The 25,984-nt window shown below is 35.5% G+C and carries 26 protein-coding genes and 3 pseudogenes; 16 read left to right on the top strand and 13 right to left on the bottom strand.

What is annotated here, in order from left to right; genetic code table 11:
- Positions 1–29: 29 nt before the first annotated feature.
- From FGQ66_RS15585 to FGQ66_RS11730, 6 genes are all read right to left on the bottom strand, one after another.
- Positions 30–158, bottom strand: coding sequence for a hypothetical protein (locus FGQ66_RS15585; protein ID WP_005878682.1), 129 nt, complete (start codon positions 156–158; stop codon positions 30–32).
- Positions 159–225: 67 nt separating this feature from the next.
- Complete coding sequence (locus tag FGQ66_RS11705) at positions 226–681, bottom strand: DUF441 domain-containing protein (RefSeq protein ID WP_005878680.1); 456 nt, start codon at positions 679–681, stop codon at positions 226–228.
- Between the two features lie 82 nt (positions 682–763).
- On the bottom strand, positions 764–2,683 hold the full coding sequence (locus FGQ66_RS11710) for a heavy metal translocating P-type ATPase (RefSeq protein WP_138302486.1): 1,920 nt from the start codon (positions 2,681–2,683) through the stop codon (positions 764–766).
- Between the two features lie 270 nt (positions 2,684–2,953).
- Entirely contained in the window at positions 2,954–3,787 is an 834-nt protein-coding gene (locus FGQ66_RS11715) for an undecaprenyl-diphosphate phosphatase (RefSeq protein ID WP_005878677.1), read from the bottom strand.
- A 310-nt stretch (positions 3,788–4,097) separates the two neighbouring features.
- Complete coding sequence (locus FGQ66_RS11725) at positions 4,098–4,802, bottom strand: histidine phosphatase family protein (protein ID WP_081133460.1); 705 nt, start codon at positions 4,800–4,802, stop codon at positions 4,098–4,100.
- Positions 4,803–4,826: 24 nt separating this feature from the next.
- The gene (locus FGQ66_RS11730; RefSeq protein WP_005875048.1) at positions 4,827–5,459 is read right to left on the bottom strand and encodes an MBL fold metallo-hydrolase; all 633 of its coding nucleotides are present in this window, start codon (positions 5,457–5,459) and stop codon (positions 4,827–4,829) included.
- Positions 5,460–5,757: 298 nt separating this feature from the next.
- Here FGQ66_RS11730 and FGQ66_RS11735 point away from each other — a divergent pair, with 298 nt between their 5' ends.
- Positions 5,758–8,109: a helicase C-terminal domain-containing protein gene (locus FGQ66_RS11735; protein ID WP_138302487.1), complete on the top strand. Its 2,352-nt coding sequence runs from the start codon at positions 5,758–5,760 to the stop codon at positions 8,107–8,109.
- A 122-nt stretch (positions 8,110–8,231) separates the two neighbouring features.
- Here FGQ66_RS11735 and FGQ66_RS11740 read toward each other — a convergent pair whose 3' ends face one another.
- Complete coding sequence (locus tag FGQ66_RS11740) at positions 8,232–8,723, bottom strand: YajQ family cyclic di-GMP-binding protein (protein ID WP_113845489.1); 492 nt, start codon at positions 8,721–8,723, stop codon at positions 8,232–8,234.
- 171 nt (positions 8,724–8,894) lie between these two features.
- Here FGQ66_RS11740 and FGQ66_RS11745 point away from each other — a divergent pair, with 171 nt between their 5' ends.
- From FGQ66_RS11745 to FGQ66_RS11800, 13 genes and pseudogenes are all read left to right on the top strand, one after another.
- A complete protein-coding gene (locus FGQ66_RS11745) occupies positions 8,895–9,815 on the top strand; it encodes a YitT family protein (protein WP_138302498.1) in 921 nt (306 codons plus the stop codon).
- Positions 9,816–9,955: 140 nt separating this feature from the next.
- Complete coding sequence (locus tag FGQ66_RS11750) at positions 9,956–10,300, top strand: metal-sulfur cluster assembly factor (protein ID WP_005875052.1); 345 nt, start codon at positions 9,956–9,958, stop codon at positions 10,298–10,300.
- A 183-nt stretch (positions 10,301–10,483) separates the two neighbouring features.
- A pseudogene (locus tag FGQ66_RS15720) lies at positions 10,484–11,461 on the top strand (tyrosine-type recombinase/integrase).
- Between the two features lie 419 nt (positions 11,462–11,880).
- On the top strand, positions 11,881–12,636 hold the full coding sequence (locus tag FGQ66_RS15240) for a DUF8548 family protein (RefSeq protein WP_171024609.1): 756 nt from the start codon (positions 11,881–11,883) through the stop codon (positions 12,634–12,636).
- Between the two features lie 303 nt (positions 12,637–12,939).
- The gene (locus FGQ66_RS15590) at positions 12,940–13,062 is read left to right on the top strand and encodes a hypothetical protein (RefSeq protein WP_258547460.1); all 123 of its coding nucleotides are present in this window, start codon (positions 12,940–12,942) and stop codon (positions 13,060–13,062) included.
- A 20-nt stretch (positions 13,063–13,082) separates the two neighbouring features.
- On the top strand, positions 13,083–13,823 hold the full coding sequence (locus FGQ66_RS11765) for a GntR family transcriptional regulator (RefSeq protein ID WP_081133464.1): 741 nt from the start codon (positions 13,083–13,085) through the stop codon (positions 13,821–13,823).
- Positions 13,824–14,672, top strand: coding sequence for a class II aldolase (locus FGQ66_RS11770; protein WP_081133465.1), 849 nt, complete (start codon positions 13,824–13,826; stop codon positions 14,670–14,672).
- Positions 14,669–15,133, top strand: a complete 465-nt coding sequence (locus FGQ66_RS11775; protein WP_138302489.1) for a PTS sugar transporter subunit IIA — start codon at positions 14,669–14,671, stop codon at positions 15,131–15,133. Before FGQ66_RS11770 ends, FGQ66_RS11775 begins: the two co-directional genes overlap by 4 nt.
- A gap of 18 nt (positions 15,134–15,151) precedes the next feature.
- Positions 15,152–15,442 carry a PTS sugar transporter subunit IIB gene (locus FGQ66_RS11780; protein ID WP_138302490.1) on the top strand — a complete coding sequence of 97 codons (291 nt, stop codon included), beginning with the start codon at positions 15,152–15,154 and terminating at the stop codon, positions 15,440–15,442.
- Position 15,443: 1 nt separating this feature from the next.
- On the top strand, positions 15,444–16,823 hold the full coding sequence (locus tag FGQ66_RS11785; protein ID WP_138302491.1) for a PTS galactitol transporter subunit IIC: 1,380 nt from the start codon (positions 15,444–15,446) through the stop codon (positions 16,821–16,823).
- Complete coding sequence (locus FGQ66_RS11790) at positions 16,820–18,286, top strand: FGGY-family carbohydrate kinase (RefSeq protein ID WP_138302492.1); 1,467 nt, start codon at positions 16,820–16,822, stop codon at positions 18,284–18,286. Before FGQ66_RS11785 ends, FGQ66_RS11790 begins: the two co-directional genes overlap by 4 nt.
- Before the next feature lie 113 nt (positions 18,287–18,399).
- A pseudogene (locus FGQ66_RS11795) lies at positions 18,400–18,576 on the top strand (transposase); the annotation flags it as partial.
- A gap of 77 nt (positions 18,577–18,653) precedes the next feature.
- Entirely contained in the window at positions 18,654–19,028 is a 375-nt protein-coding gene (locus FGQ66_RS11800) for a hypothetical protein (protein ID WP_249361097.1), read from the top strand.
- A gap of 151 nt (positions 19,029–19,179) precedes the next feature.
- Here FGQ66_RS11800 and FGQ66_RS11805 read toward each other — a convergent pair whose 3' ends face one another.
- Together FGQ66_RS11805 and FGQ66_RS11810 are read right to left on the bottom strand one after the other, a co-directional pair.
- The gene (locus tag FGQ66_RS11805; RefSeq protein WP_138302493.1) at positions 19,180–19,755 is read right to left on the bottom strand and encodes a helix-turn-helix domain-containing protein; all 576 of its coding nucleotides are present in this window, start codon (positions 19,753–19,755) and stop codon (positions 19,180–19,182) included.
- A gap of 618 nt (positions 19,756–20,373) precedes the next feature.
- Positions 20,374–20,853, bottom strand: a complete 480-nt coding sequence (locus tag FGQ66_RS11810) for a DUF3955 domain-containing protein (RefSeq protein ID WP_138302494.1) — start codon at positions 20,851–20,853, stop codon at positions 20,374–20,376.
- 451 nt (positions 20,854–21,304) lie between these two features.
- Between FGQ66_RS11810 and FGQ66_RS11815 the strand changes: the two genes are divergently transcribed.
- A complete protein-coding gene (locus FGQ66_RS11815) occupies positions 21,305–22,069 on the top strand; it encodes a class I SAM-dependent methyltransferase (protein WP_138302495.1) in 765 nt (254 codons plus the stop codon).
- Between the two features lie 434 nt (positions 22,070–22,503).
- On the opposite strand, the gene FGQ66_RS11820 is transcribed toward FGQ66_RS11815, so the two are convergent.
- Both FGQ66_RS11820 and dat read right to left on the bottom strand, forming a co-directional pair.
- The gene (locus FGQ66_RS11820) at positions 22,504–23,328 is read right to left on the bottom strand and encodes a dihydrodipicolinate synthase family protein (protein ID WP_138302496.1); all 825 of its coding nucleotides are present in this window, start codon (positions 23,326–23,328) and stop codon (positions 22,504–22,506) included.
- 54 nt (positions 23,329–23,382) lie between these two features.
- Positions 23,383–24,231 carry a D-amino-acid transaminase gene (dat, locus tag FGQ66_RS11825; RefSeq protein WP_005875062.1) on the bottom strand — a complete coding sequence of 283 codons (849 nt, stop codon included), beginning with the start codon at positions 24,229–24,231 and terminating at the stop codon, positions 23,383–23,385.
- A gap of 218 nt (positions 24,232–24,449) precedes the next feature.
- Here dat and FGQ66_RS11830 point away from each other — a divergent pair, with 218 nt between their 5' ends.
- Positions 24,450–24,980, top strand: coding sequence for a ClbS/DfsB family four-helix bundle protein (locus tag FGQ66_RS11830; protein WP_138302497.1), 531 nt, complete (start codon positions 24,450–24,452; stop codon positions 24,978–24,980).
- 33 nt (positions 24,981–25,013) lie between these two features.
- On the opposite strand, the gene FGQ66_RS11835 is transcribed toward FGQ66_RS11830, so the two are convergent.
- Positions 25,014–25,880: a hypothetical protein gene (locus FGQ66_RS11835; RefSeq protein WP_249361098.1), complete on the bottom strand. Its 867-nt coding sequence runs from the start codon at positions 25,878–25,880 to the stop codon at positions 25,014–25,016.
- Between the two features lie 28 nt (positions 25,881–25,908).
- Positions 25,909–25,984 (bottom strand): annotated as a pseudogene (locus tag FGQ66_RS11840) (aggregation-promoting factor); the annotation flags it as partial.

The following is a 25,984-nucleotide window of genomic DNA, read 5'->3' on the forward strand; positions in this document are numbered from 1 at the left end:
CACGTCATAACTGCCCAACAGCTGACAAGCTAAAAATAGGTATTAAATACATTTTGGATCAAATCGGGGAATAGGAGATAAGCTAATCCTAAAATCAATAAAATAGCTAACAAAAACCAGCCAATCGTACCGAAAAAATATCTTAATTTTTCTAACATGTAATCACCTCAGAATAATTATAGCACGAACAGCTGGAATCACTCAGCCAAAACACTTTAAAAATAGCTATTTCCCAAATGCAAACAATTGCAGGATACAGTAGGCAATCCCAGAAGCAATTACTGGACCTGCGGCAATCCCTTTTAAGAAAACAACACCTAAGATCGTACCGAAGACTAAGGCTACAGTAATCTGCGGATCAGAAGCAATCAGTCCAACTCCTTTTGATGAAAGGACTGCTACCAAACCGCCACAAAAGATGGCAACCCAGCCCATCGGTGATTTAAATGCATCTAACAAATCTTTTAAACTGATCTCCCCAGTAGCGATAGGAACTAAAATTGCAGCCGTAATGATCGTAACGCCAATATTGATCCCTTTCCCTTGGAGCCAAGTCAAGATTAACTTTGATGAGGGAAGTAACTTGAGTAACAGAACAAAGCCTGTGGCGATGATCAAACTTTGGTTTTTAGCTAATAATGCGACGAGCATGATCAGTCCTAAAAAAAGCCAACTTTCCATAAATAAAGAACCTCACTTTCCTTCAATCCATCATATCATTTTTTTATATCGGACAAAAGGGAAGGAGGTAATAATAGGCTGATCAAGTTAGGTGAACCTTATATAAAGGACAATTTGCACAACGAGTGGTAGCTTCTTTCGACTCCTTTAACGGTTTTAATAAGCGTAGTCCATTCAGTATGACCAAGATCGTACTACCTTCATGTCCAATCACGCCAAAGGGTAGTGTCAGGAATTGGAAAAAATTAGATAAAATCAACAAGCAGATCACCGCAATGGAGAAAATGATGTTTTGTTTGATGATCTTTTTCATTTTTAAGGACAACTGGTGTGCATAGACTAACTTATCTAAGGCGTTATGGACCAACACGATATCCGCAATCTCCATCGCTGCATCTGTTCCTTGGCCCATGGCGATCCCTAAAGATGCAGTAGCAAGTGCAGGCGCATCATTCACTCCATCTCCCACCATCGCATTTGTCTGGTATTTTTCTTTTTCATTTTGGATATAGGCTGTTTTTTCAGCGGGTGTAGAATTCGCATAGAAAGAGTCGATTCCAACTTGAGAGGCAATTGCCTTTGCAGTACCTTCATTGTCACCAGTTATCATGCTAGTATGGATCTTTTGTGAACGGAAGTAGGCGATTGCTTCACTCGCATTTTCTTTTGGTACGTCTAGTAAACCGAGCGCCGCCATCAATTGATCGTTTTTAGTCAGAGCAATCACTGTTTTTCCTTGTTCCTCTAACTGCTGGATTGTTTTGATTTTGTCTACATCTTCGGAAGAAAGAGCTGATTTATTTAATTTGCCAACAGCCCAATGTTCGTTTTGATAGATGGTTTGGAGACCCAAACCTGTGATTTCTTCAATGGACAGTTGCTGTATATCTTGTGGCAATTCCAAATCGAAATGAGTGACGATTGCTTGGGCCAATGGGTGAGTGGTCTTTTTCTCCATTGAAACAAGGAGTTGTTGAGAAAGCTCTTTTTCTGCAAAAAAGTAACTATCTGTGACAACTGGTTTGCCTTTGGTCAACGTACCAGTTTTATCAAAAGCAATTGCTTTTAACTCAGCTAACTGTTCTAAATAGATGCCGCCTTTTATCAATACACCTTTTTTAGCCGAGTTAGACAGAGCGGCTAAGGTAGCTGGTGTGGCTGATGCTACAAGGGCGCAAGGGGAGGCAACGACTAATAACACCATACCACGATAAAAGCTTTCTTGAAAACTCCAACCGAAAATAAAATAAGAAATGGCGATCATCAAAGGGACAATCAACAAGACTAGTTTGACATACGTATTTTCGATACGTGAAATGAAGGAGGCAGTTTTAGTTGGTGTATTTTGTGCGGCTTCGACTAGTTTGATGATTTTAGCAAAAACGGTATCGTCACTTTTCTTTGTGACAGAGATAGTTAGAGGATTGCCTTGATTTAATGTACCCGCTAAAACTTCATCTTGAAAAACTTTTTCTACTGGAATCGATTCACCGCTGATCGTTGCTTCATCGATTATTGCTTGTGGGCTTTCTAATAGGCCGTCGATAGGGATCGTAGCGCCTTTTGCGACAAATACGCGATCACCAATAGACAAATTTTCGATTCCCGTTTCTTGGATCTCACCCGAATCGGTCAAACGTTGTGCGATCCGCGGTTGGATATTCATCAAAGCAGTGATTTCTTTTTGACTCTTACTTGTAGTATATTCTTCTAATGCACCGCTGAGACAGAAGATGAATGTCAGCATGGCTCCTTCAAAAAAGTTACCGATCAAGCAAGCACCAATGGCAGCAAGAGCCATCAATAGATCCACATTCAATGTTCGGTCATTCCATAGCTCTAAGAGACCTTCTCGTGTTTGCTTGAACCCACCGACAATAATGGCACTTAGGTAAAGATATGGTGCCAGACTAGCAATAAAGTGATTGGAAAGCCAACCTGTAACCATTAGTAAAAGACAAGCGATTGCTAACATAAATGGATTGTATTTTATCTTGTTCATTGTTCTCCCTCCTTTGCAAAATCAATATAACATATAATGAGTCTAATTGATAATAAAATTAGTTAATTGAGAACGATAATGGTTATCAATTAGCTATGCTACGTTAATTTATCGGATTTAAATTATAATTATTATAAATAATAGAATAAAAATAAACCGGCTTATCTCGAAAATAGTGAAAACTATTTTCTGATAAGCCGATTTAAAAGATATAGTCGAATAGGTAATACCTGATTCTAAAAGCAGAGAAAGCTTATTCATGAGAGGCTACTACATGGCAATGAACCAGTATCCAATCAAAATAACACCTAAGATGATTCGGTACCAACCGAAAGCAGTAAAGTCATTTTTCTTCAAGTAATTCAATAAGAATTTGATAGCTAATACTGAAACAATAAATGAGACTAAAGTACCTACAAGTAGGACGATCGTTTCTTCTGTTTTGAAAGAATTTCCCTCAGCAAGATATTTGACGATCTTCAAACCACTTGCACCGAACATTACCGGTATACCTAAGAAGAATGAGAACTCAGTTGCGACAAATCTTGAAGCGCCAATCAAAATAGCTCCTAGGATCGTTGCCCCAGAACGTGAAGTGCCAGGCACTAGTGCTAGTACTTGGAATAATCCAACTAACAATGCTGCTTGGTAAGTAAAGTCGTTAAGGGTGGTCCAACGCGGTTTTTTCGTTTTATTTCTTTTTTCCACAATGATAAAGGCAATCCCGTAAACAATCAAAACAATTGCTACTGGCAAGAATTTATGGAAATGTTCTTCTAACCAATCATCTAATGGAAGACCAATAATAATAGCAGGGATACAAGCGACAACGACTTTAAACCAAAGAGTCCATGTATCCTTTTTTTCAATTGTTGTCTTGCTTGGTGAAAAGGGATTTAACTTGTGGAAATATAACACGACGACTGCCAAGATCGCTCCTAATTGGATCACGACATTGAACATCGACATGAACTGTGTGCTAGCATCCAGTTTGATAAACTGATCGGCCAGAATCAAATGACCAGTACTACTGATCGGCAGCCATTCAGTAATCCCTTCGATAATACCAAGAATCGCTGCTTTAATGATATTTGCAAAAAACATAGTTTCCTTCCTTCCCAAATAAAAATACATCATTTAGTATACCGTTCTTTGTTTCTAAAACCAAATTGTTTCTCAAAGTTAAGAAAAATTTGAGAATTTCCAAAGAAAAAGAGCTTGGACAAAAGTAAGAATACTTTTGCTTCAAGCTCTAAAAATTGGATAAGAGGTGGAGCAGAAGTAGTTCTCTTGAACAATAAGTCGAAATTCACAAAAAAGCAAAACGGATTTTCCGTAGATTTCTTCTTACTCCTCGGAGTTAAACATTTCTGTTCCAATTTCTTGATAGGACAAGATAATCGCTCTGAACGAATTATAGAAATGATTCCTTCGTATGCGTTTTTCCTTGTTCAATATAGTGGACGTCATTGATCCCAGCGATAGAAAATGTACCATCTTCATAGGTAACTTTTGTGACACTACCATTTAGAAGTCCTGCACGTACTGGTTGTTTGGCATCGATTAAGTTCAGTAGAAAACCAATAGTCAAACCGTGAGAAACGACTAACACGTTTCCGCCGCCTTGTTTCTCACATTGATGGGCAATATCTTCGAAACCAGACCAAACACGTGCTTTCAAAGTTTCATAAGGTTCTGCCCAACCAGCTGTATCGAGATCGTAAATCGCATGCGCAATTTGTTCAAATGTGACATCTGTAGTAAACATATCATCATATGTTTTGAAGTTCAAGACACGAGGAATGACTCCCCACATCTCCATATCATAGCCGCCTTCTAAAGAACCAAAGCACCATTCACGAATACGCTGATCGATAAAGTAAGGGATCTCTTTTCCTTTGGCATGTTCACTTAAAATGATTCGAGCAGTTTCGATTGCCCGTCCGCTGTCACTGGAATAGGCCAGAGAAAAATCAACGTCTTTCAATCCTTTCCCAAGATAGTGGATTCCTTCTTGACCTTGTTTCGTTAATGGCGTATCACACCAACCTTGTACTCGTTCGATCGTATTGAACATCGTTTTTCCGTGTCTGACGATATAAAGGGTCGTTTTAGTCATGTTTATTCCTCCTTGAATGTTAAATTAGTAGGTTGTGTTGAAAAATGGATTCGTACGTTTTTCATGTTCGATCGTTGTTGCTTCTCCATGCCCGGGATAAACGATAAATTCATCAGGTAAAATGAATAATTGTGTTTGGATACTGTGTAATAATTGTTCTAAATTGCCAGAATACAAATCAGTTCGACCGATGCTACCTCTAAATAATGCATCTCCTGATACAACGAAATCATCAAAAATGAAGCTGACACTACCGATCGAGTGGCCAGGGGTCGGTACGACCCGAAAGCTCATATTTCCCAGACGATAAGTTTTCATCTCAAATTCATATTCAGCAGGAGAGACGATGATGTTTTGGATGTCATCGTGGCGGCCTAGCCCAGAGAGGTTCAAAATTGGATCACCCAGCCATTCTTGCTCCAAAGGACTAACATAGACTGGAATTTGATAGAAGTGGCGAAGTTCTTCAACAGCTCCAATATGATCATAATGGGTGTGTGTCAGTAAAATAGCGACTGGTTGTTGCTGTGTTTTTTCGATTTGATTTTTGAGCATAGTTGCATCTTCTCCTGGGTCGATGATCAACAATGCTTCGTCATTATAGACGAGATAGCAGTTTTCCTCGATCATCCCAGTTTTTAATCTTTGAATGTGCATAGACGTTCCTCCCAATGCGTTCTTTGTTTTAGTATAACTCAATTGATGAGAGGAAACAAAAATGCTCCCTTCATTTGAAGATTATCTGAATTATCAGACTATATGAAAAGTATTTATAGATTTTAAACGTAAGGGAAGGAAGTTTTCATTGCTTTTTAATATGTACTTGTTACAGTTAACTCATCCAAAAATCCAAATTCTATATCCTATATCCCTGCCTAATCAGCAGGGTGTTTTTTTGTATCTTTGCGTAACTTTCTTTTTTCAGGTAATCTTATACACAAAGGAGGCGGAATGGGTGAAACAGTCAAAAATCTCGGTACGAAATCTAGTAGAATTCATCTTGAGACGCGGAAGTATCGATAATCGCAAAAAAAGTAACCATACCGCATTAGAGGGCGCCAAGATCCATCGGAAATTACAAAAAGAAGCAGGGGAAACCTACGAAAAGGAAGTCTTTTTAAAAACAACTGTAGAGTTAGAAGATATTCAATTAACAATCGAAGGTCGCGCAGATGGTATTTTTCAAAAAGATGGTCTTTATTATATAGATGAAATCAAAACTTCAGAACCTCGATTTGAAGATCTAGAACAGGAACAAGTTGATCTATTTTTTCATCAAGCGCGAGTTTATGCGTATATTTATTGCCATAAACAAGAATTAACAGAAATCAATTTACAATTGACGTACTTTCAAACAACAGAAGAGCAGATCACCAGAAAAACGGAGTATCAAACTATTGAACAGTTAGACGAGTTTTTTAAAAAACTGATAGCAGACTATGAAGAATGGCTGATTTTTCGAGAAAACTGGCGGACGGTTAGAAATGCCTCGTTGATGGCTCTGAAATTTCCCCATGATAACTATCGAAAGGGACAGAGGGAACTGGCTGTAGCAGCGTATAAAACGATCAAGACAAAGCAAAAGTTATTTGCTGAAGCACCAACAGGAACAGGGAAAACAGTTTCGACTTTGTTTCCTACGTTGAAAGCAATCGGTGAGGAATCAGGGGAACGGGTATTTTATTTGACAGCTAAAACAATCACGAGACAAGTCGCAGAAGATGCGATGGTCGCATTCAATGATGCGGGTGCTGAAGCTAAAAGTGTGACGTTGACCGCAAAAGATAAAATCTGCTTTTTAGATGAAACAACCTGTAACCCCGATCAATGCCCGTATGCAAATGGTTATTATGACCGCATCAATGAAGGACTATGGGATCTATTGAATCATGAAAATCAGATAACTAGAGAAGTCATTGAAACGTATGCCAAAAAACATACATTATGCCCATTCGAATTGTCTTTAGACGTTAGCCTATGGTGTGATGTCATTATCGGTGATTATAACTATTTATTCGATCCCACTGTTTATTTAAGAAGGTTCTTTGAAGAAGAAAAGAATGAGGACAATATCTTCCTCATTGATGAAGCACATAATCTAGTCAATCGTTCAAGAAAAATGTATTCAGCTGAGTTATCCTATCGAGGTGCGAAGAATGTCTATACGATCGTGCCAAAAGAATTTAAAAAGCTTCGTCGGCGCATCAATAAATTGTTGAAAGAATTTGATAAGATCCAAGAGCTATCCAATGAAGACGGTTGGGACTACCACCACCAAAAAGCGCCAGCCGAATCCTTGATCACAGCGGGGTATCAGCTGAGCGAAGTCATACAGGAATGGTTGGCAGAATTTCCTGAACATGCGATTCAAGAAACGATCCTGCCATTCTACTTCGATCTTCTACATTTTTTAAAAATCAGTGAATTCTATGATGATCATTATGAAACGACGGTCGAGAAGACTTACCACGATTTTGTGATCAAAGAGTTTTGTATCGATCCTAGTTTATTTTTAGAGCAATCGTTAGATAAGGGGAGAAGTAGTCTGCTTTTTTCTGCTAGTTTTTCACCATTGTCTTATTATCAAGAAACGTTAGGTGGAAAGGAAAGCTTAGCTTATCGTTTACCAAGTCCCTTTCCAGAAGAAAATCAACAGGTATTGATTGCTAATTATATCGAAACGACTTATCGAAAAAGAGAAGAAAGTTCACCTAGGTTGGTTGAGACTATCAACCAATTCATATCAGGGAAAACAGGAAACTACTTTATCTTTTTCCCATCATATCAATATCTGGATCAAACAGTAGCGACATTTAAGGAGCGTTATCCTGAAGTTCGTGTGTTGATCCAAGAGACAGTGATGAACGAAACGGAAAGAGAAGATTTTTTAGCCAATTTTAAAATCGATCCTGCAGAGACCTTAGTGGCATTTTGTGTCCTAGGAGGCATTTTTTCGGAAGGAATCGATCTAAGAGGAACACGTTTGATTGGTAGCATGATCGTCGGCGTAGGATTACCACAAATGAACCATGAACAAGAATTGATCAAAGAGTACTACGATGAAAAAGACAATCTTGGATTTGCCTATGCCTATCAGTTACCAGGCATGAATAAGGTATTACAAGCAGCAGGTCGTGTCATTCGAGATACGACAGATGAAGGAATCGTCGTCTTAGCTGATCGCCGGTTCGCAACCAGAAATTACCGTCAATTGTTCCCGAACCATTGGCACCAGGCTAAAAACGTCAATAATATAAATGAACTATCTAGTGAAATCCACCGATTTTGGACAACTAGAAAGGGTTGAATCCCCGCAGAGCTTTGAATGAATGATTCGCTTAAATATAAAAATGATCTGGATTCCTGAAGAAGTGTTGGCTTCTCTGGAATCCAGATCATGCATTGTTGTGTCATTAACTTGATTCTCACTCAACGGTAGTTCGTGAATTGTAATTCGATCGGCAAATCTAACTTTCTCAACAGAGCAATAACAGACTGCAAGTCATCACGGTTTTTACCTGTTACACGGATTTGATCTTCTTGGATCTGTGCTTTGACTTTCATTTTAGAGTTCTTGATTTCTGTAGTGATTTTTTTCGCATTTTCACGGTCGATGCCACTCACCAATTCAGCCGTTTGACGAGCTTTTCCACCTAGCGCATGTTTAGAATCAGAAAAATGGATATTTTTGATTGGTACATTCCGTTTGTTCAATTTTCCTAAAAGGACATCCTTGATCTGCTCAATTTTAAAATCATCGTCTCCAACGACTACTAGTTGATTATTTTCTAGCTTGATTTCAATCGTCGAACCTTTAAAATCAAAACGATTCGTTAATTCTTTGATGGTTTGTTGGATCGCATTTTTTACTTCCTCCATCGATACTTCTGAAACGATATCGAAACTTGCATCCTTTGCCATATACGTTCTCCTTTTTACTTTTTTCTTTTATTGTATCATAGCAAGAAATTTTTTTTGAATCTTTACTAAAATTCTTCTCATTTATGTGCGAAGTATTTTCATTTAATTGAGAACCTGTTATTCTTACACTTGGAATAACAATGGAAGGAAGAGGTGCTTGTGAGCAAGATCATGACTGTGTATCAAAGAAATGAAAAATTGAAAAAAATAGTGGTCGTTTTAGTCACCGGACTGACCGCAGCGATTGCCTTGAATTATTTTTTGATTCCTGCAAACGTCTTTTCTGCAGGGATGAATGGGATCGCCCAGATCATTGCCTCGCTATTATCTGAATGGTTCCACATACAAGTGGATACAGGTGCCTTTATCTTTATTTTGAATATCCCTGTTTTTATCTTAGGTTTTCTGAAAGTTGGGAAACGGGCAACGATCCTGAGTTTTGTCAATGTCGTAGCAGTCTCGGTAATGACTACACTATTACCTACAGGACAAGTTACGGATAACATATTGATGAATGCATTAGTAGGCGGCGTTTTACTAGGTGTGGGAGTTGGCTTATCACTAAAGATGGGATTTACGACTGGTGGAATGGACATCATCTCATTGGTTCTGTCACAAACTACAGGTAAAACAGTTGGAAACTATATGTTGCTACTGAATGGGATCATTGTGGTGATTGCCGGATTCCTCTTTAATTGGGAAAGTGCATTATATACGATTATTTCGATTTATGCCATGACACAAGTGATAGATGCTATCCATACGAGCCATCAAAAGGTCACGGCAATGATCGTGACAGTCAGACCCGATTTGGTGACCGAAGCTATCTCACAAAAAATGGTACGTGGAATGACTTTGCTGCCATCAGTCGGTGGATATTCTAAAAAAGAAGGAAAAATGATCATGATGGTAATCACGCGTTATGAAATGTATGATCTAGATCAAATCGTACATGAAATAGATGATGATGCCTTTATCAACATTTTGCCGACCCATTCTGTTTTTGGCCGATTTGCGAATGAATCCGAACAAAAAATGTACCGGTCAACGGGTGTTTTTCCAGAAATAAAAAATACTCCACGAAAAAAATAAGTAATGTACTTATTTTAGATTAGCGGTAGTTTTTACTGTTGAGGAAGCAAGCTAAATGAGAATAGATGTTCTTGATTCTCATTTACAAACATCTAAAAAAAGAGTATGATAAATGAAAATCGCATGAAGGAGTGTGCAGAATGAGCGAAGCGAACCGAGAATGGTCAGCACAAGAAGTTGAAGCAATCAAAGAACAAATCTTAGCCGCATTAGAAATGGTCATCGATCCAGAGTTAGGTATCGATATCGTCAATCTCGGCTTGATATATGAAGTGGATTTTGATCCAGAAAATGGAGAAACAGTCATCAAAATGACATTGACAACGATGGGGTGCCCATTAGCTGATATCTTGACTGATTCTATCCACGATGCATTGAAAGAAGTACCAGAAGTATCCAAAGTTGAAGTGAAACTTGTCTGGTACCCAGCTTGGACGACCGATAAAATGAGTCGTTATGCGCGGATTGCGTTGGGGATTCGCTAGGGGAATAGCATTGGTTTAACAGCGTTTCTCACTCATTTAGTATGTAGTCTGATCCGATTTTTCGGACTTCGGATACCAGATGAAATGAAGGTATTTTCGATACGGATACCATATCTAATGAGTAAATAACTTCTGAACTCTTTTATTGACTTTTAGACAAAGTTGATAAAAGAGTTTTTTGTTATGCAGAATTTCAGGTTAGGTGAACTATTAGAAAAAATGTTATACAACGAAAAAGCCAGAGGAATCTCACAAGAAACGATAAAGAAACATCACAAGTTTTTGAAACGGTTCTTTGAATTTTTGAAAAAAGAGCAGATATACTTTCTTGAAGACGAGAAACCAAAAAAGATTCGTCAATTCATGTTGCATAAATTAGAAGAGGAATATGCTGAAATATATGTGAATAGCCATCTAAGAAGCATCAGAGCGTATATTTTAAGTATTGTGTAGAAGAGACTATATCCGATACGATAGAAACCCCTGTATGCGTGTTAAATGGGTTAAAGAGCGTAAGGTAATTATTCAGACATTTAATGATATGGAAATCAAAGAGATGTTGTCAGTTTCTAAAAAATCAACTTTTTTCAAACCTCAGAAAATGGATAAGCAACACACTGGCTATCAAACAAAATTCACGAATCAAAGAGATTATCTGCTCTTACTAATTCTTATAGACACAGGACTTAGGATTAATGAGGTAATGAACTTAAAAGATGTTCACATTACTAATAAGGAGTTATTTGTTGAAAATGGGAAAGGGAAGAAAGATAGGATTGTTCATTGCTCACCGTTGATTTACAAAGAATATATAAAATACAAGCGAGTAGCAAATTCCTTTTTTAAATATAATGAAATAGAGAATATAGAGAATTATGTATTTTTGACAAGAGAAGGTAAGCAATACAATTATATCTTAGCTGAACGAGCAATCATAAAAATTGGGAATCAATGCAAGATTAGAAAATCTATTCGGGTAAGTCCACACAGTTTTCGGCATTATTTTGCTCAAAAATTGGTTCGGAATGGTACTGATGTTTATAGAATTCAGAAACTATTAGGACATTCTTCAATTAAAACAACCGAAATTTATCTAAGAAGTTTAATATTGAGAATGAAATTAGTAAAGCGGTAAATTTTTCACCACTTCAAACGACTTAAAGATATTATTGGTAGGTTTAATATGAAATAGGAGAAATCTAAAGTAAATGTAGAAGTAGATTATGTAAGGATTTTAAATTCATATTTTATATAGGACATACAACATGGCTAAAACATAGTCTTGGGGAGAAGTTGCAGGTAACAAACGTGCTAAAGGAACTAGTGGAAAGTTTTTCGTTCGTGGAGATTGGGATTATGAAAAGGGAGGTTTACAACGCTTTACAATCTAAATAACTAAACATTAAACAGTTAAAACTTCATTGAGAAGTCAATTAGAACAATTACTTTTATGAACTTAAATAATAAATTTTTTGTATTCATATTCATGTTATGTTAAAAAAAGAATGTAGTAAAAAATAATCAGCTATATTAATATGGTATATATATTAAGAAATAAGTATATCTAAGGAGAACATTCAATGTTACTAACATGCGAAGAATTAAATTTAATGACTGAGTATCTTAATAGTAATAACAAAATCACTATTCAAGATAATGGATCCACTGAAGAGTTTAACTATGATAATCCAGTATTGATAGTTATCGACCCAATACTTTCTCAATGTAGAAGATATAATGTTATTAAGAAAAACAATTTGGATTATTTCAGAGACAATTATTCTGATAGTATAAATACCTTACAGCAAATTGTAGATATTTATGAACAAGAAGGATATGAAGGACTAATTCCAATAATAAAGTATTCAGCTGAAATTAGAATAACCACTATCTATCAAACCTGTAAGGCATTTATTAATTATAGAAATACCCATGGATTTAAAAATGATTTAGAAGCGATGAAAGATTGGGCTATTCATGCAGAACAAGGAGATTCAATTAATTCAGTTAAAGGAATTGGCATTGCTACTTTTCAATATCTTCAAATGCTCCTCGGGGTTGATACTGTTAAACCAGATGTACATATCATTAATTTTTTTGAGGAACAAATTGGCAAGAAATTTAATAAAAATAAGACTATATTAGCATTTACAGAATTAGCTAATCATATGAATGTGAAACTAGTTAGTTTAGACCACGCTATTTGGTGTTATAAAAGCAAATATGGAAAAACATACAATAATGTAAGTAAGTTGAAGTTGCTAATCAATGATTTAAACCAGAGAGAACTAAAAGAAGTTAAAAAATATATTGATTCTAAATTAGAAACAATATGATTTAGAGATAGAAAAAGTGGCTCTTCGTCAAATCGTGTTGGTGGAGTCAAATTTGGATAAAACTTAGTGCGATATGCGGCGTGTGCTGTGTGTCGCATATTTTTTAGGTTTCAAAGATCAGTCCCTGATGTACATCCGTGCACGAAAATCATAGAAGCTGCGATAATCAAAACTAAAGCTTTCCAGTGTCTCTTTTCTATATTTTTGTCCCACAAAAAAGATGTAGGCACAGTTCATTAACATCAAAAAGTATAGAGCCTATTTTTCTATTGTCTCTTTTTTGACAATGGAGAATTATTGCTTATGCGAAAAATAGTATTAGCCAAAAAAGTCTTTACTTTTATCTTGTTACCGTTTACAATCTACTTGTACACAGTTGTACATGATGGTTCAAAGTTGTCTACTGTTGTGTATGCTTGTATGTAAAGAAATAAGGAGGTGTTTGAATGATTATAAATCGTGAAGTCTCAAAGCCAATTTATCTTCAAGTCGCAGATTATTTACGCAATGGAATCTACGCAGAAGAGTGGGGAAAGGGGGAAAAAATACCGTCTGAAAATCAAATTATGGCAGATCTAGAAGTGAGTAGAGGCACAGTGAAGAAAGCGGTAAATATGCTGGTTGAAGAAGGACTTTTACAGCAAATTCAAGGAAAAGGTACTTATGTAACTGAAGGGAATATTTCTTACCCATTAGGGAAAGGACTCTTATCTTTTGCTGAATCGTTGGAAAGCCAAAAATTGTCTTATGAGACCAAAGTCATCGCTTCTGAATTTCATAAAGCAACGAAGGAAATTGCTTCTAAGTTAGGTATTAATGTTGGTGATGAGTATCTGTATATGAAACGAATTCGGTATGTTGAAGGCGAAAAAGTAATGTTAATCGAAAATCGATTAAATAGTAATTTATGTAAAGGTATTGAAAAGCATGATTTTAATTTAGAAAGTTTATTTAAAGTAATAGAGCAGATTACTGGTACAAAAATTGCTTTCTCTGAAAGTAGATATGCTGCAAGAGTAGTTGGGGAAAAAAGAGCAAAAGAATTGGAAGTAGCTCCAGACTCACCAGTATTACACCTTGAACAGCTTGTTTACTTGGAAGGAGGAACGCCAATCGAATTCGGTAATGTATGGTTAAAGGCTAATAAATACTACCTTGGAACAATTCTACAAAGGGAGGAAATTTAAATGCCATTAGTAAATGGATATACATTATTGGACATTATCAAAGAAAGAAAAGTAATTGCAGGTGCCTTTAATACAACAAATTTAGAAACCACTGTTGGAATTTTACAAGCTGTGGAAAAAAGTGGGATTCCCACATTTATTCAAGTTGCACCTACAAATATTTCATTAGCTGGATATGATTATCTAGTAGACATGGTTTCTCGTTATGCCGAGAATATGGATACACCTATTGCATTACATTTAGACCACGGGAAAAAATTTGAAGATGTAAAAAAAGCAATTCGTGCAGGTTTTACTTCGGTTATGATCGATGGAGCAGCTTTTGATTTTGAAGAGAATATTGCTTTTACCAAAAAAGCGGTAGATTTTGCAAAAGCATATGGTGTTCCAGTGGAAGCAGAACTAGGGGCAATTTTAGGAAAAGAAGATGACCATGTATCAGAAGCTGATTGTAAAACGGATCCAACTCAAGTGAAAGAGTTTGTGGAACGAACTGGTTGCGATATGCTAGCGATCTCAGTAGGAAATGTACATGGTTTGGAGGATGAACCCAAAATTGATTTTAGTTTACTGAAAGAAATAAATGAAGTCTCTCCAGTACCATTAGTCATTCATGGAGGATCTGGTATTCCTGACGAGCATATTCAACAAATGGTGAATTATAATGTTGCTAAAATCAATATTGCGAGTGATTTACGACAAAGTTATATTCGAAGCGTAGGGCGGGCGTATGAATCTAATCCCAATGAAGCAAATCTAATTAAAGTATTACAGCATGCTGAAGATTCAGTGTTAGAGACCGTTTATAATAAGATTTTAAATATGAATAGTGTGGTGCAAAAATCTTGAGTACACCATTAACAGAATTAGAAAATATTTTTGTCGATTTAAAAGTCAATGACTTCAATGAATTGATTCCATTATTGGCTCAACCGTTAATTAAAAATGCAGATGTTGTAGAAAGTTTTCCTAATAAAGTTATTGACCGTGAACATACTTTTCCAACCGGGTTACCAACTCAACCCTATGGAGTAGCAATTCCACATACAGATGCAGAATTTGTAATAAATAATAAAGTAACCATTGCCACATTAAAAACTCCAATTCAAATGGAAGTTATGGGTGGAATGAATGATGAAAAAATCGATGTTTCCATCATATTTTTATTAGCCTTAGGGCATTCAAATAAGCAATTAAATGTGTTGCAAAAATTAATGGGTATTTTGAATCAAGAAGATGTTTTGACAAAAATAAAAAATGGAACAAAAGAAGAAATTTATAAAATTGCAAAAGAAGAGATTCAACTTTAAAAATTGGAGGGAAATAAAATGACTAAAAATCTATTATTTGTATGTGCAACAGGAATTGCAACTTCAACAGCTGTAGCTGAAGAGGTAATGGGATTTTTGAAAGAAAGAGGGTTAACAGATGTCAATTACTCTCAGACAAATGTTGCTTCGGTACAGTCAAATTCTGATAATGCAGACTTGATTGTTTCAACATTAAAAATTCCGTACGAATTAGATGTACCTGTTATCAATGGTTTAGCTTTAATTACAGGAATTAATGAAGATAAAGTATTGAACAGTATTTATTCTGAGTTAACAGAAGGTGAATAATATGGGAGATATTGGAGCAAAATTGTATGATGGTGTGCAGTATATTCTAAGATTTGGTCCCACTGTAATGTTGCCTTTAGTGTTATTTATTTTAGCATTGTTCTTTAAAATAAAGCCTGCCAAAGCATTACGCTCGTCATTAACCGTTGGTATTGGATTTGTTGGTATTTATGCAATTTTCGATATTTTAACAAACAATGTAGGTCCTGCAGCACAAGCTATGGTAGAACAAACTGGCATTAATCTCCCTGTAGTTGACTTAGGTTGGCCGCCTTTATCAGCAATTACATGGGGATCACCAATCGCCCCATTCGTTATTCCTTTGACTATGTTGATCAATGTTATCATGATTGCCATTAAACAAACACGAACAGTTGATGTCGATATGTGGAATTACTGGCATTTTGCACTAGCAGGAACCTTAGTATATTATAGCACAGGTAGTTTCTGGTTGGGAATATTAGCTTCAGCAGTCATTGCGATTATTGTGTTTAAATTAGCAGACTGGGCAGCGCCAATGGGAGCAGAATATTTTGGTTTGGAAGGAATCTCATTACCAACGGTCTCTTCAATTACCTTTTTCCCTATTGGTTTAATCGGAAATAAAATTATTGATATGATTCCTGGTGTCCGAAATATTGATATCAATCCTATGACAATTCAAAAACGATTCGGCATTTTTGGTGAGCCAATGATGGTAGGTACAGTTCTTGGTTTGCTTCTAGGTATTGTTGCGGGATATGATCTTCAAGGAATTTTAACAACAGGTATTAGTATCGGTGCAGTAATGTTTATTTTGCCTCGTATGGTGCGTATTTTGATGGAAGGATTATTGCCTTTATCAGAAGCAATCAAAAAGTTTTTAAATGAACGATATCCAGATAGAGATGATTTATATATAGGGCTAGATATTGCAGTCGCTGTTGGTAATCCAGCAATTATTTCTACAGCTTTATTATTAACACCAATTGCAGTTCTTCTAGCATTTGTTTTACCTGGAAATACTGTTTTGCCATTAGGTGATTTAGCAAATTTAGCTGTAATGGCTTCAATGGTTGTTTTATCAACAAAAGGAAATGTATTTAGAGCTGTAATAATTGCTATTCCAATTATAATTGGTGATCTGTATATTGCATCAGCAATTGCACCTTTTATTACAGGCATGGCAAAAGATGTAAATTTCAGTTTTCCAGAAGGATCGAGTGGATTAGTATCTAGTTTCTTAGATGGAGGGAATCCATTAAGATTCTGGCTATTACAAATATTCAACGGAAATATTCTTGCTCTTGGTTTGATTCCTGTAGTTGGAGTAATTATATTCTGGATTTATAAAGTAACGTATAAACAAACTCATTTGATCGATGAAGGAACTTCTAAATGAGTGGAAATCTAGCTATCACAATTGATGTTGGAACAACGAATTCTAAAGTATCTTTATTTGAAATTACTACAGGAAAATTAATTGATAGAGAAACATTTCAAACAGATAAAAAAGAAGATACTTTTGGAGAGCTATTTGATTTAGAGTCGATTTGGTATCGACTTTCAACGATTTTAAAAACGTTTATTTCTACCAACACTGGAAATATTGATTCAATCAACATTTCCAGTGTTGGTGAAGCTGGGGTTCTTGTTGATAATAATGGAGATATCATTACGCCGTTGATTGCTTGGTATGATAAGAGAGCTACCAAATATATTGATCGTTTAACAGACGAGGAAAAAGAAATAATTTATGATATTACCGGTCTTCCTGCCCATACTAATTATAGTTTACCTAAAATAAAATGGATGGTGGAAGAGTTAAAAATCTCTACATCTCAGCCGTTAACTTGGCTCAATATTCCTGATTTACTGTGCTTCTTTTTGACAGGGGAAATGAAAACTGAATTTTCTATGGCAAGTCGAACACTTTGCTATGATTTAAACAAAAGACAGTGGTCAAAAGAAATATTGAAAATGTTTGAACTCGAGGAGATAATTTACTTTCCTGAAGTTGTCCGTTCTGGAGAGATAGTGGGTTATACAGATAGTGGAGAATTAACTAAAGAGCATATTTCTGTGAGAATTGCTGGACATGATCATATGGTTGGAGCATTGGGAATAGGATTAGAGCCTGATGAATTGTTAAATTCAACAGGAACAACGGAAGGGTTGCTATTGATTAGTGATACTAATTTTAACGATAATAAACACCTGGAACATTCATTATCGAATGGAATTTATACAAGGCCTCAATATTATACGTTATTCTCTTCCATGCCTACTGGAGGTAGCGCTTTTGCTTGGTACCAAGAGTTATTCAATAAGAGTAATTTATCATTTCTAAAAGAATGTGAAAATTTGTATCAAGACTATATGAATAATCATGTAAAACTGAACGACTCATTATTGTTTCTGCCTCATTTAAATGGTTCAGGAGCACCTTTTAAAAACAGTAAATCGAAAGGGCTTTTGTACGGTTTGAAACTTGATACAACGTCAAAAGATATCTTGCTAGGAATTTTAGTAGGATTGTCTTTGGAGATGAAATACGTAGCTAATTGTTTTCCTTTAGAAAGTATAAAACGTTTAGCCGTGATTGGTCCAGCTATTAATAATTCCTTGTGGCTGCAAATGAAAGCTGATGTTTTAAATATGGAGGTAAAAGTTATAAAGATGGACGAAGCAGTTTCGTTCGGTGCATTAAAATCAGCATATCCAACTTTCTCTACGAAAACAGTCTACGAAAAATTTTCACCAAATCCAAAAAGAGCATCTGAGATGCATTCATTATTAGAAAAGTATACAAGATTGTACAATGTAAAGAAACAATTGATCATTGGTGAGGGAGGAAACAATTAGATATTCAGGTAAGAAAATTGTATTGACCTCTAAAAGTTAGACCAAAAATGTAGTACACTCATAAAACTGGACTTGGTATAATAAACTAGATAAAAAGTTAAGGGAAAGCGAGAATCCAGATTATACCAAGATGCTCATGTGATAAAATATTTAAAATTGTCGCTGTAAAACTAGTCATTGAAGAAATATTTTCTGTAAAAGAAATTAGTCTACAACTAAAGATTCACGCTAATAGCTTGTATCGGCGGGTTCAAGAAGTTGAAAAATATGGAGAAAGTGCGTTTCCTGAGTAAGGGAGCGCACTTTTTGATGTCCATCATAAAATAAAGAAACTTGAACAAGAAGGTTGTTGCCTATATATGTTCAAATGAGAATGGTAGCTGCTATTGCATTGATTAGAGGGTATGATTTGAGAGATGATGAAGTTCAGACTTTTGTTTATAGTTGCTTAGTTGGCAATGCTATAGCAGACACATTTAAAAACACAGGTGTGCAAGTAGGGAATAAAATTGCTTTAAATGCGGTAAATAAAATTCCGGGTAAAATTTTAACTAAAATAAATCAAAGAATAGGATTTAGGTTTATAACCAAGGCTGGAACAAAGGGAACAATTAATTTAGTAAAAGTAGTTCCGATTGTAGGCGCTGGCGTAGGGGCGTCTATTGATTTTTCAACGACATGGGCGATTGCTAAAAGAGCAAAAAAGGTTTTTGAAGGAAACAATATCGTCAATCTGGAATAAAAGCACAGCCAACTAGTAACTAAAATGCTATTTCCACTTTCCATTTAAAACGTGTCTCTTACTGGGTTAAAGTCATCCAGCAAGAGACACGTTTTTATTCTGTTTCAAATTATTGGGTAAGTTCCCAAACTGATTGGACTTTTTCATTTACTTAACGACTCAATATAAAAGGGATACACATGATCAATGCAATAATACCAAAGATGAGTGAGTATATAGATACAATGAAAACCTTTGATATAAGATCTTTTTTCTTGTTTCTTAATTTTCTAACTGAATCAACATCTTTATTTTCGATAAATGCCACGATTTCTTTATACGTTTGAACATCGCTTTCTTTTTTTATTTTTTCGATTTTCAATGCTGCATACATAGAGATCAACCATAGTATAAGTGGTGGGACGATCCACCAATAATTTGGTAAAAATAAGGATGGTCCAATCGAGATAGCAGATAATATACTAAAAATCATCATGATTTTAGTATACTTATCCATGTTTACTGCAGAAATTTTTTCTTTCATTTTTTCAACATCTCCTTTGACTAATTCATCTAAAGAAACATCAAAAAGAACACTGAGTAATAACAGGTTATGGACATCAGGATAACTACGCTCGTTCTCCCAGTTGGAAATAGTCTGTCGTGAAACAAATAACTTCTCGGCTAATTCTTCTTGTGAAAAATCACATTGCTTCCTAAATTTTTTGATTTGTTTACTTAGGTTCATTTTATTCGCTCCTTCTTCCTAAAGAATAGATCAATCGTGTTTTTTCAACTATCAAATATCTTTATTTTAGTTGAAAAAACAGTGTAAAAGTTCTTTTACATAGTTGGAAATACTGATTTAACAGCATTTGAAAATTTTTTTGCTTGATTATTAGAGAGTGTGATTTAAAAAAATAGTAATCATTAAAAAGACAGTGGGAGTAGATCAATGGATCACTGTGATGGACTAGATTTTTTAAAGTAATGATTTACATTTTATTATAGCAAAATAGTTTCTGCTATCTTTCTACAAATAAATAAAAATTATTCTTTTATTTTTCTAATCGTATTTATAGTTAGAAGAAATACATTATCACAAATTTGAGTGTCAAAATTGAATTCTTTAGATAAGTAAGAGATGATTTCACCTGTTTTTTTAGAATGTCTAACGATATAAATTGTCTATGGAATAGGAAGCAGAGTGCAATTGAGAAGGTATTGAATGGTTATGTAGTGAGGATATCTGATTTGCATGTGAAATAAAAAGTTACATTTCCACAATAAACTAAGTAATTTATCACAAAGGACTGAGTCGATGATAAGTTACTTAGTTTATTTTCTATCTATTTTTCTTGAAATGCTAGGATCGTTTTTTTACAACGGCTAGAAGATAGCTGATTCCCGTTACTAGAAAAACTAGGATACCGGAGAATAAAAAGATGTAGCCAAGCCCAAGTAAATAAAAGTTTTCATGTAGGATTCCTGCAGTGTCGATATATTCAACTGAGGTGGATTTGATAAAAAAGCAGAAGAATCCTAAGAATAATAACAAGGAACCAATGAGAGCAGTGATCATATTGTACTTTGCTCGTTTTGTTTTACTACTGTCGTTGATCAATTTTTCTGTCAGATGATTCATGTTGTTTCCTCCTAAAATCAATTCATCAAGTGAAAGATGAAAAATAGTGGAAATCAAAATCAACATTTCTAGATCAGGTAGGTTTCGATTGTTTTCCCAATTGGATACCGCCTGTCTAGTAACAGTTAATTTTGTTGTAAATTGCTCCTGTGTGAGTTTATTTTGTCTACGTAGTTCTTTGATTTTATCGCCAAATTCCATTTTTTATTTTCCTTCCTTGATGTGAGTTCATTATAAGAATTTCCTCTTTGTTTTTCAAGAAAGCATGACTTGCATACTGAAAAATCAGAGGACAGCATTGCTTGCATACCTTGTTTTCTTGATATCTAGCACCATTTAACGTGTTTAAACAGTATATGTTTTTATACGCCAGTATAGCAATGAATAAATTCTAAAACCAAGATTACGGGATAGTTAAATAGAAGTTTTAAATTTTAACGAGGACTTGTTCTGGCGTAAGTTAAATAGACATATTATAGAAAACGGTTTCGTGGTATGATAATTACATAAACAATTAAGGAGAAAGAAAATGGTAAAACGTCGAAGTAACTACTCGATATAGTTGGTTGGATAGAACTATATCGAGTACTGGAGTTATCCAACCAATTGATATCGACCCTAAAACAACTCAAAGACTAAGGGAGCTAATCAAATGGATGAACAACGATTAAAAAAAGAATGGTTACAAAGTGAAAAGAGACAAAAAGAGTTTTCTGGCTGGGATTTTTCCTATTTAAACGATCGGTGGTACTGCGAAGAGCCAGTTTGGAATTACCGAGAGTTGGTTCTAACACATTTAAGTAAAGAAATGATGCTTTTGGATATGGGAACTGGTGGAGGCGAGTTACTACAGACTTTCCATCATCCTTATAGAAAAACTGCTGTAACAGAAGGCTATTTACCTAATTATGAATTGCTAGTAAACACTTTACAGCCCAAAGGTGTGACAGTTCAATTTGTAGAAAAAGATGGATATTTAGCGTTTCCTGATGACTCATTCGACTTGGTCATCAATTCCCATGAATCATTTTCGCTAACAGAAGTAAAACGTGTGCTTAAAAAAGATGGCTTGTTTATCTCGCAGCAAGTTGGGGATTTCAATGGAGTAAATCTAGCTTCGCGGTTGCTTAAAGGGTATAAGAAGGAAAGTTTTGATTTTCATCTTGCAACTGTAAAAAAAGAATTGGAAAAAGCTGATTTTGACATTTTACGGGAGGATGAAGCCTATTTAAAACAACTTTTTTTCGATATGCCTGGTTTGATCTATTATTTACGAACAATCAAATGGGAATATCATGATTTTTCAGTGGAAAAAAATTTTGAAGAGCTACTTTCATTGTATGAAGAGTTGTTGAGGCATGGTAGCATTTTTAACATGCAACACCGCTTCGTGTTTGTTGCTAAAAATAGAAAATAGGTATCTGGCATGAACGCCTGTAAAGTGTAAAGAATAGTCTGTTCATAGCAAATGAAAAATCAAAACGAATGTGGGATAAATCTAAAAATCACGTTTGCTACAGACTCACGAATAAACGGCGGGAGCAGAAGCAACTCCTTCGGAAATAAGCCGAAATTCACAAAAATTTGAAAAGCAATTTTCGTGAATTTCTTCTTATTTCTCGGAGTTAAACACTTCTGTCCCAGTCTCTCTCAAATAAACGGCGTCCAAAAGTCAGGATTTTGGGAAATTTCAAAAAAAGCGTGGGACAAAAGTAAGAAACACTTTTGTCCCAGTCTCTTTGCCGCGAACTTGATGGAAGGATAAGAACACAGTAAGTCACTCTCAAAAAAGATGAATGAGTGATTGGAGTGAGATTGTTTTTACAAGTATTTATTGTTGGCTAATCTACATTATTCATTATTTCCTAATGGTCGGCGGCAGATTCCAAAAGAAATACCTTCATTTTCGCTTATTTTGCTTTTTACGTAAGGAAGTGGGGAATGGGCGTATAACTCCTCGATTTTTGTAGCAATCGTTTGATCAGAGGAGGGTTGTTTATTTTTCAATTCAGTAAACCATTGCTTGATTTCTGTGGGATAAATATTTCCAGCAATAGAAGAAATGGCATTGAATCCTAAAGCTAGTTTTTCTGTTACAGCTGATTCACCACCCATGTAGACTTTTAAAGGTTTTTCTATTTTAGCGAGAAGTTCAGGAAGATGAGCTGGATTTCCGGCTTCTTTTATTCCGATGACCCGATCGTCTTTTAAAAGTGTCAAATAGGTGTCTATAGTGATGTCAAAGCCGGTACGACGCGGATTGTTATAGAGTATCGTTGGCTTATTGGCAAAGGAGATCACCGATTTCGCATAGGAAATAGCTTCCTGTTGTGAAGGAAGAATATAAGGAGGAAAACCTAATAATATTCCTGTGACTTCATTCGAAGTATTGATTTTTTGAGCGAGGATTTCTGCCTCTTTTTGGCGAATACTAGATACACCAAAAACGATTTCCAAGTCATTATACATATTTAGTTTTTTTAGCGCGTCAAGTAACTGTAATTTTTCTAGTAACGTCAATGAATGTTGTTCGCCAGTTGAGCCGCCTACTAAAACTGATTGAACACCTTGAGTAGCCAAATAATCAATATGTTGTAACGTGGCTTTTAAATTTAAGGTTTCATCTTCATAAAAAGCAGTAGGAACAGCTACTTGATAATCTTCATTTAATACCATGACATTTCCTCCAATTTTTATCCTGAGTTACGATCAATGAATAGATTAAAAAAATCAATGTGAGGTGCGGATAGAGTCAATATAAAGTGTTTGCAGTTTCTTGGTGATTGCTCCACACTGGCCATCAGCAATCTGTTTACCGTCGATTGAAATGACTGGTACGATTTCATAAATACTATTGGAAATAAAACATTCAGTGATTTTATCTAACTGAGTGACAGAAAAAGGAGTTTCACAGACTTTTAGTCCATTTGCACGAGCTAATTTTAAAATCTGCATTTTAGTGATACCTGGCAAAACAAGGTTGCCATCAGGGTGGGTATATAAAATGTCGTCAACGACAAACCAGACATTTGAGGCAGATGCTTCTGTGATCTTTCCGTCTCTTTGTAAAATAGCGTCATCGAATCCTTTTCTGGCAGCTTCATCGAGTGAGAGGATATTGCCAATCAGACTTAATGATTTGATGTCACAATGTAACCAGCGGGTATCTTCAATGACCGTTGCACGGATTCCGTTTTTTTGCATTGCAACGGGTCGTTCAATGGGGATCGTGTAGGCGAGATAAATCGGTGTTGTTTTCTTAGAATCTGGGATCAGATGTTGTCTGGGCGATACGATTCCTCGAGAAATCTGAAAATAGATTTCTCCTTCACTCACATGGTTTTTCTGGATAAGTTGTTGAAATTGCTCTTGAAGTTCATGTTTTTCGAATGGAAGAGTTAAATGGATTTTCTCAGCCCCAACCTTTAAACGATCGAAATGTTCTGAAAACATGAACATCTGTTGATCGTAAACACGGACTACTTCATATAGACCATCCCCGAAATGATAGCCGCGATCATCAGGTGAAATAGTGATTTCATCTTTGGGAATAAGTTGACCATTAAAAATTGCGTTCATAAAAATACCTCCTAAAAGTTCTGAATAAACGAGTAATGGGTATTTAGTCAGAATATTCATACATTTTATCTGTTTGAGACGTACTTTAGCAAAAGATCATGGGAATTACAATGCTTTTTTCTAAATACCTGTAATCATTCGCTGGATCTGTGAGTGTTTGTTACAATCAAAATATAAAAATAAAACGTGTTAAGACAGAAAATAATAGGAGGAAGTACATGAGACCAAAATCAAAAGATGAATTGATTGTAGCAGCGAATCAAAAATTTGCTGAATTATGGGAAGAGATCGCAAAATTGAGTGAAGAAGAACAGCAAGCACCATTCTTATTTGATGAAGCGTTTTTAGCGAAGAAAAAAGAGGCCCATTGGCGAAGAGATAAAGACTTAAAAGATGTTTTGATCCATCTTTATGAGTGGCATCAGCTTTTACTAAATTGGGTCCAAAAGAATCGGAAGCAAGAGAAAATTCCGTTTTTACCAGCACCATACAACTGGCGAACCTATGGACAAATGAATGTTGAATTTGTTGTAAAGCATGAAAACACGCTGTTGTCTGATGCAAAATCTCTCGTGCATCAAACACATGAACAAGTGATGTCATTAGCAGAGGAATTTGATAATGCTGAGTTATTTGAAAAGAAAAAATTTGACTGGACAGGGAACACGACTCTAGGGAGTTACTTTATTTCTTCGACAGCTAGCCATTATGATTGGGCGATCAAAAAAATAAAGCAATCTCAGAAGTAGTAAGTGCTAGTCTAGTTTGGAATCGAAGAAAGACTAATACCTCACTAAAGGCTGTGATATTGTTTCGTTTCTGGGCTGTTGAATGACTTTTGTTTCTAAAGAGAATCTGTCTTGGATTTTTTTCATGCTGTTTTTTTCGATTTGAGAGGATGTATGGCTTAAGTTTTTATGTATTTTTCTTTGCTGACTGGATAGATGTGACAGCTTCTTTTTTATTTTATAAATTGTTTTAGTGGATATATTAAACTCTTCTTGGAGTTCTTTATAAGTGGAATTAGGATGTTCTTTTAATTTTTGTTCAACACGTTGGAATTTTTCAGCACGGTAGGTAGATCTCACTCCTAGCTGTTTTTTGATGTAGGTGATAGTTGTATATGAAATCTGATATTCATTAGCAATCTCTTTGTAGGAGTGGTTAGGGTTAGTCAAAAGTGCGTGGGCTGCTTTTTGTGTTCGCTCAAAGCGAAACGATCTTTTGCGATTATTTTTCCCGACTGGTATTGTTGGATTGATTTCTTGTTGGTTCAAAGAGAGAGGTATTGTATTGTCTATCCGCAAACTGCTATATGAGTCATTTTGAGATACGAAGTTAAGGTCTGCGAAAAGCTGATACTCTTCTGTGGCAATGTAATGTTCTGAATGAAAATCAGACGTGCAGGGTGTATCTACGAATGAAGAGGAAGGCCATTTCATTTGGGATTGAAAATCCGGACTGTTTTGGAAATTATTGACTTGAGAAAGTAGCTTATCTTCTATCTGGGCGGATAATATGGTTGAATCGGTGCGCTCAATGGGCATAAAGAAACCTCCTAAAAATGTTTCTTTTATTTTACTTCTGTTAGTACGAAGATGGAGAACCAGTTTTTCTGAAAAAATAAAAAAAGATAGATAACCTGTCAAAAGGCTATCTATCTTTTTATTTTTTAGCTTAGTACCAACCGTTAGCTAACCAGAATGCTTGGGCAGCATCCCATGAACCATAACGTGAAGTAACATATTGATCG

Origin of the sequence: Enterococcus sp. BSD2780061688st2 D3, assembly GCF_005844145.1 — a bacterium.
GTDB classification, from domain to species: domain Bacteria; phylum Bacillota; class Bacilli; order Lactobacillales; family Enterococcaceae; genus Enterococcus_B; species Enterococcus_B durans.

Excerpts from the sequence above, each read along its gene's own strand:
- FGQ66_RS11725 (WP_081133460.1), bottom strand. The coding sequence starts at position 4,802 with ATGACTAAAACGACCCTTTATATCGTCAGACACGGAAAAACGATGTTC.
- FGQ66_RS11805 (WP_138302493.1), bottom strand. The coding sequence starts at position 19,755 with ATGAACCTAAGTAAACAAATCAAAAAATTTAGGAAGCAATGTGATTTT.
- FGQ66_RS11790 (WP_138302492.1), top strand. The coding sequence starts at position 16,820 with ATGAGTGGAAATCTAGCTATCACAATTGATGTTGGAACAACGAATTCT.
- FGQ66_RS11765 (WP_081133464.1), top strand. The coding sequence starts at position 13,083 with ATGATTATAAATCGTGAAGTCTCAAAGCCAATTTATCTTCAAGTCGCA.
- FGQ66_RS11745 (WP_138302498.1), top strand. The coding sequence starts at position 8,895 with ATGACTGTGTATCAAAGAAATGAAAAATTGAAAAAAATAGTGGTCGTT.
- FGQ66_RS11730 (WP_005875048.1), bottom strand. The coding sequence starts at position 5,459 with ATGCACATTCAAAGATTAAAAACTGGGATGATCGAGGAAAACTGCTAT.
- FGQ66_RS15585 (WP_005878682.1), bottom strand. The coding sequence starts at position 158 with ATGTTAGAAAAATTAAGATATTTTTTCGGTACGATTGGCTGGTTTTTG.
- FGQ66_RS11750 (WP_005875052.1), top strand. The coding sequence starts at position 9,956 with ATGAGCGAAGCGAACCGAGAATGGTCAGCACAAGAAGTTGAAGCAATC.
- FGQ66_RS11740 (WP_113845489.1), bottom strand. The coding sequence starts at position 8,723 with ATGGCAAAGGATGCAAGTTTCGATATCGTTTCAGAAGTATCGATGGAG.
- FGQ66_RS15240 (WP_171024609.1), top strand. The coding sequence starts at position 11,881 with ATGTTACTAACATGCGAAGAATTAAATTTAATGACTGAGTATCTTAAT.
- FGQ66_RS11815 (WP_138302495.1), top strand. The coding sequence starts at position 21,305 with ATGGATGAACAACGATTAAAAAAAGAATGGTTACAAAGTGAAAAGAGA.
- FGQ66_RS11800 (WP_249361097.1), top strand. The coding sequence starts at position 18,654 with ATGAGAATGGTAGCTGCTATTGCATTGATTAGAGGGTATGATTTGAGA.
- FGQ66_RS11770 (WP_081133465.1), top strand. The coding sequence starts at position 13,824 with ATGCCATTAGTAAATGGATATACATTATTGGACATTATCAAAGAAAGA.
- FGQ66_RS11820 (WP_138302496.1), bottom strand. The coding sequence starts at position 23,328 with ATGGTATTAAATGAAGATTATCAAGTAGCTGTTCCTACTGCTTTTTAT.
- FGQ66_RS11715 (WP_005878677.1), bottom strand. The coding sequence starts at position 3,787 with ATGTTTTTTGCAAATATCATTAAAGCAGCGATTCTTGGTATTATCGAA.
- FGQ66_RS11785 (WP_138302491.1), top strand. The coding sequence starts at position 15,444 with ATGGGAGATATTGGAGCAAAATTGTATGATGGTGTGCAGTATATTCTA.
- FGQ66_RS11705 (WP_005878680.1), bottom strand. The coding sequence starts at position 681 with ATGGAAAGTTGGCTTTTTTTAGGACTGATCATGCTCGTCGCATTATTA.
- FGQ66_RS11830 (WP_138302497.1), top strand. The coding sequence starts at position 24,450 with ATGAGACCAAAATCAAAAGATGAATTGATTGTAGCAGCGAATCAAAAA.
- FGQ66_RS15590 (WP_258547460.1), top strand. The coding sequence starts at position 12,940 with ATGCGAAAAATAGTATTAGCCAAAAAAGTCTTTACTTTTATCTTGTTA.
- FGQ66_RS11710 (WP_138302486.1), bottom strand. The coding sequence starts at position 2,683 with ATGAACAAGATAAAATACAATCCATTTATGTTAGCAATCGCTTGTCTT.
- dat (WP_005875062.1), bottom strand. The coding sequence starts at position 24,231 with ATGAACGCAATTTTTAATGGTCAACTTATTCCCAAAGATGAAATCACT.
- FGQ66_RS11780 (WP_138302490.1), top strand. The coding sequence starts at position 15,152 with ATGACTAAAAATCTATTATTTGTATGTGCAACAGGAATTGCAACTTCA.
- FGQ66_RS11810 (WP_138302494.1), bottom strand. The coding sequence starts at position 20,853 with ATGGAATTTGGCGATAAAATCAAAGAACTACGTAGACAAAATAAACTC.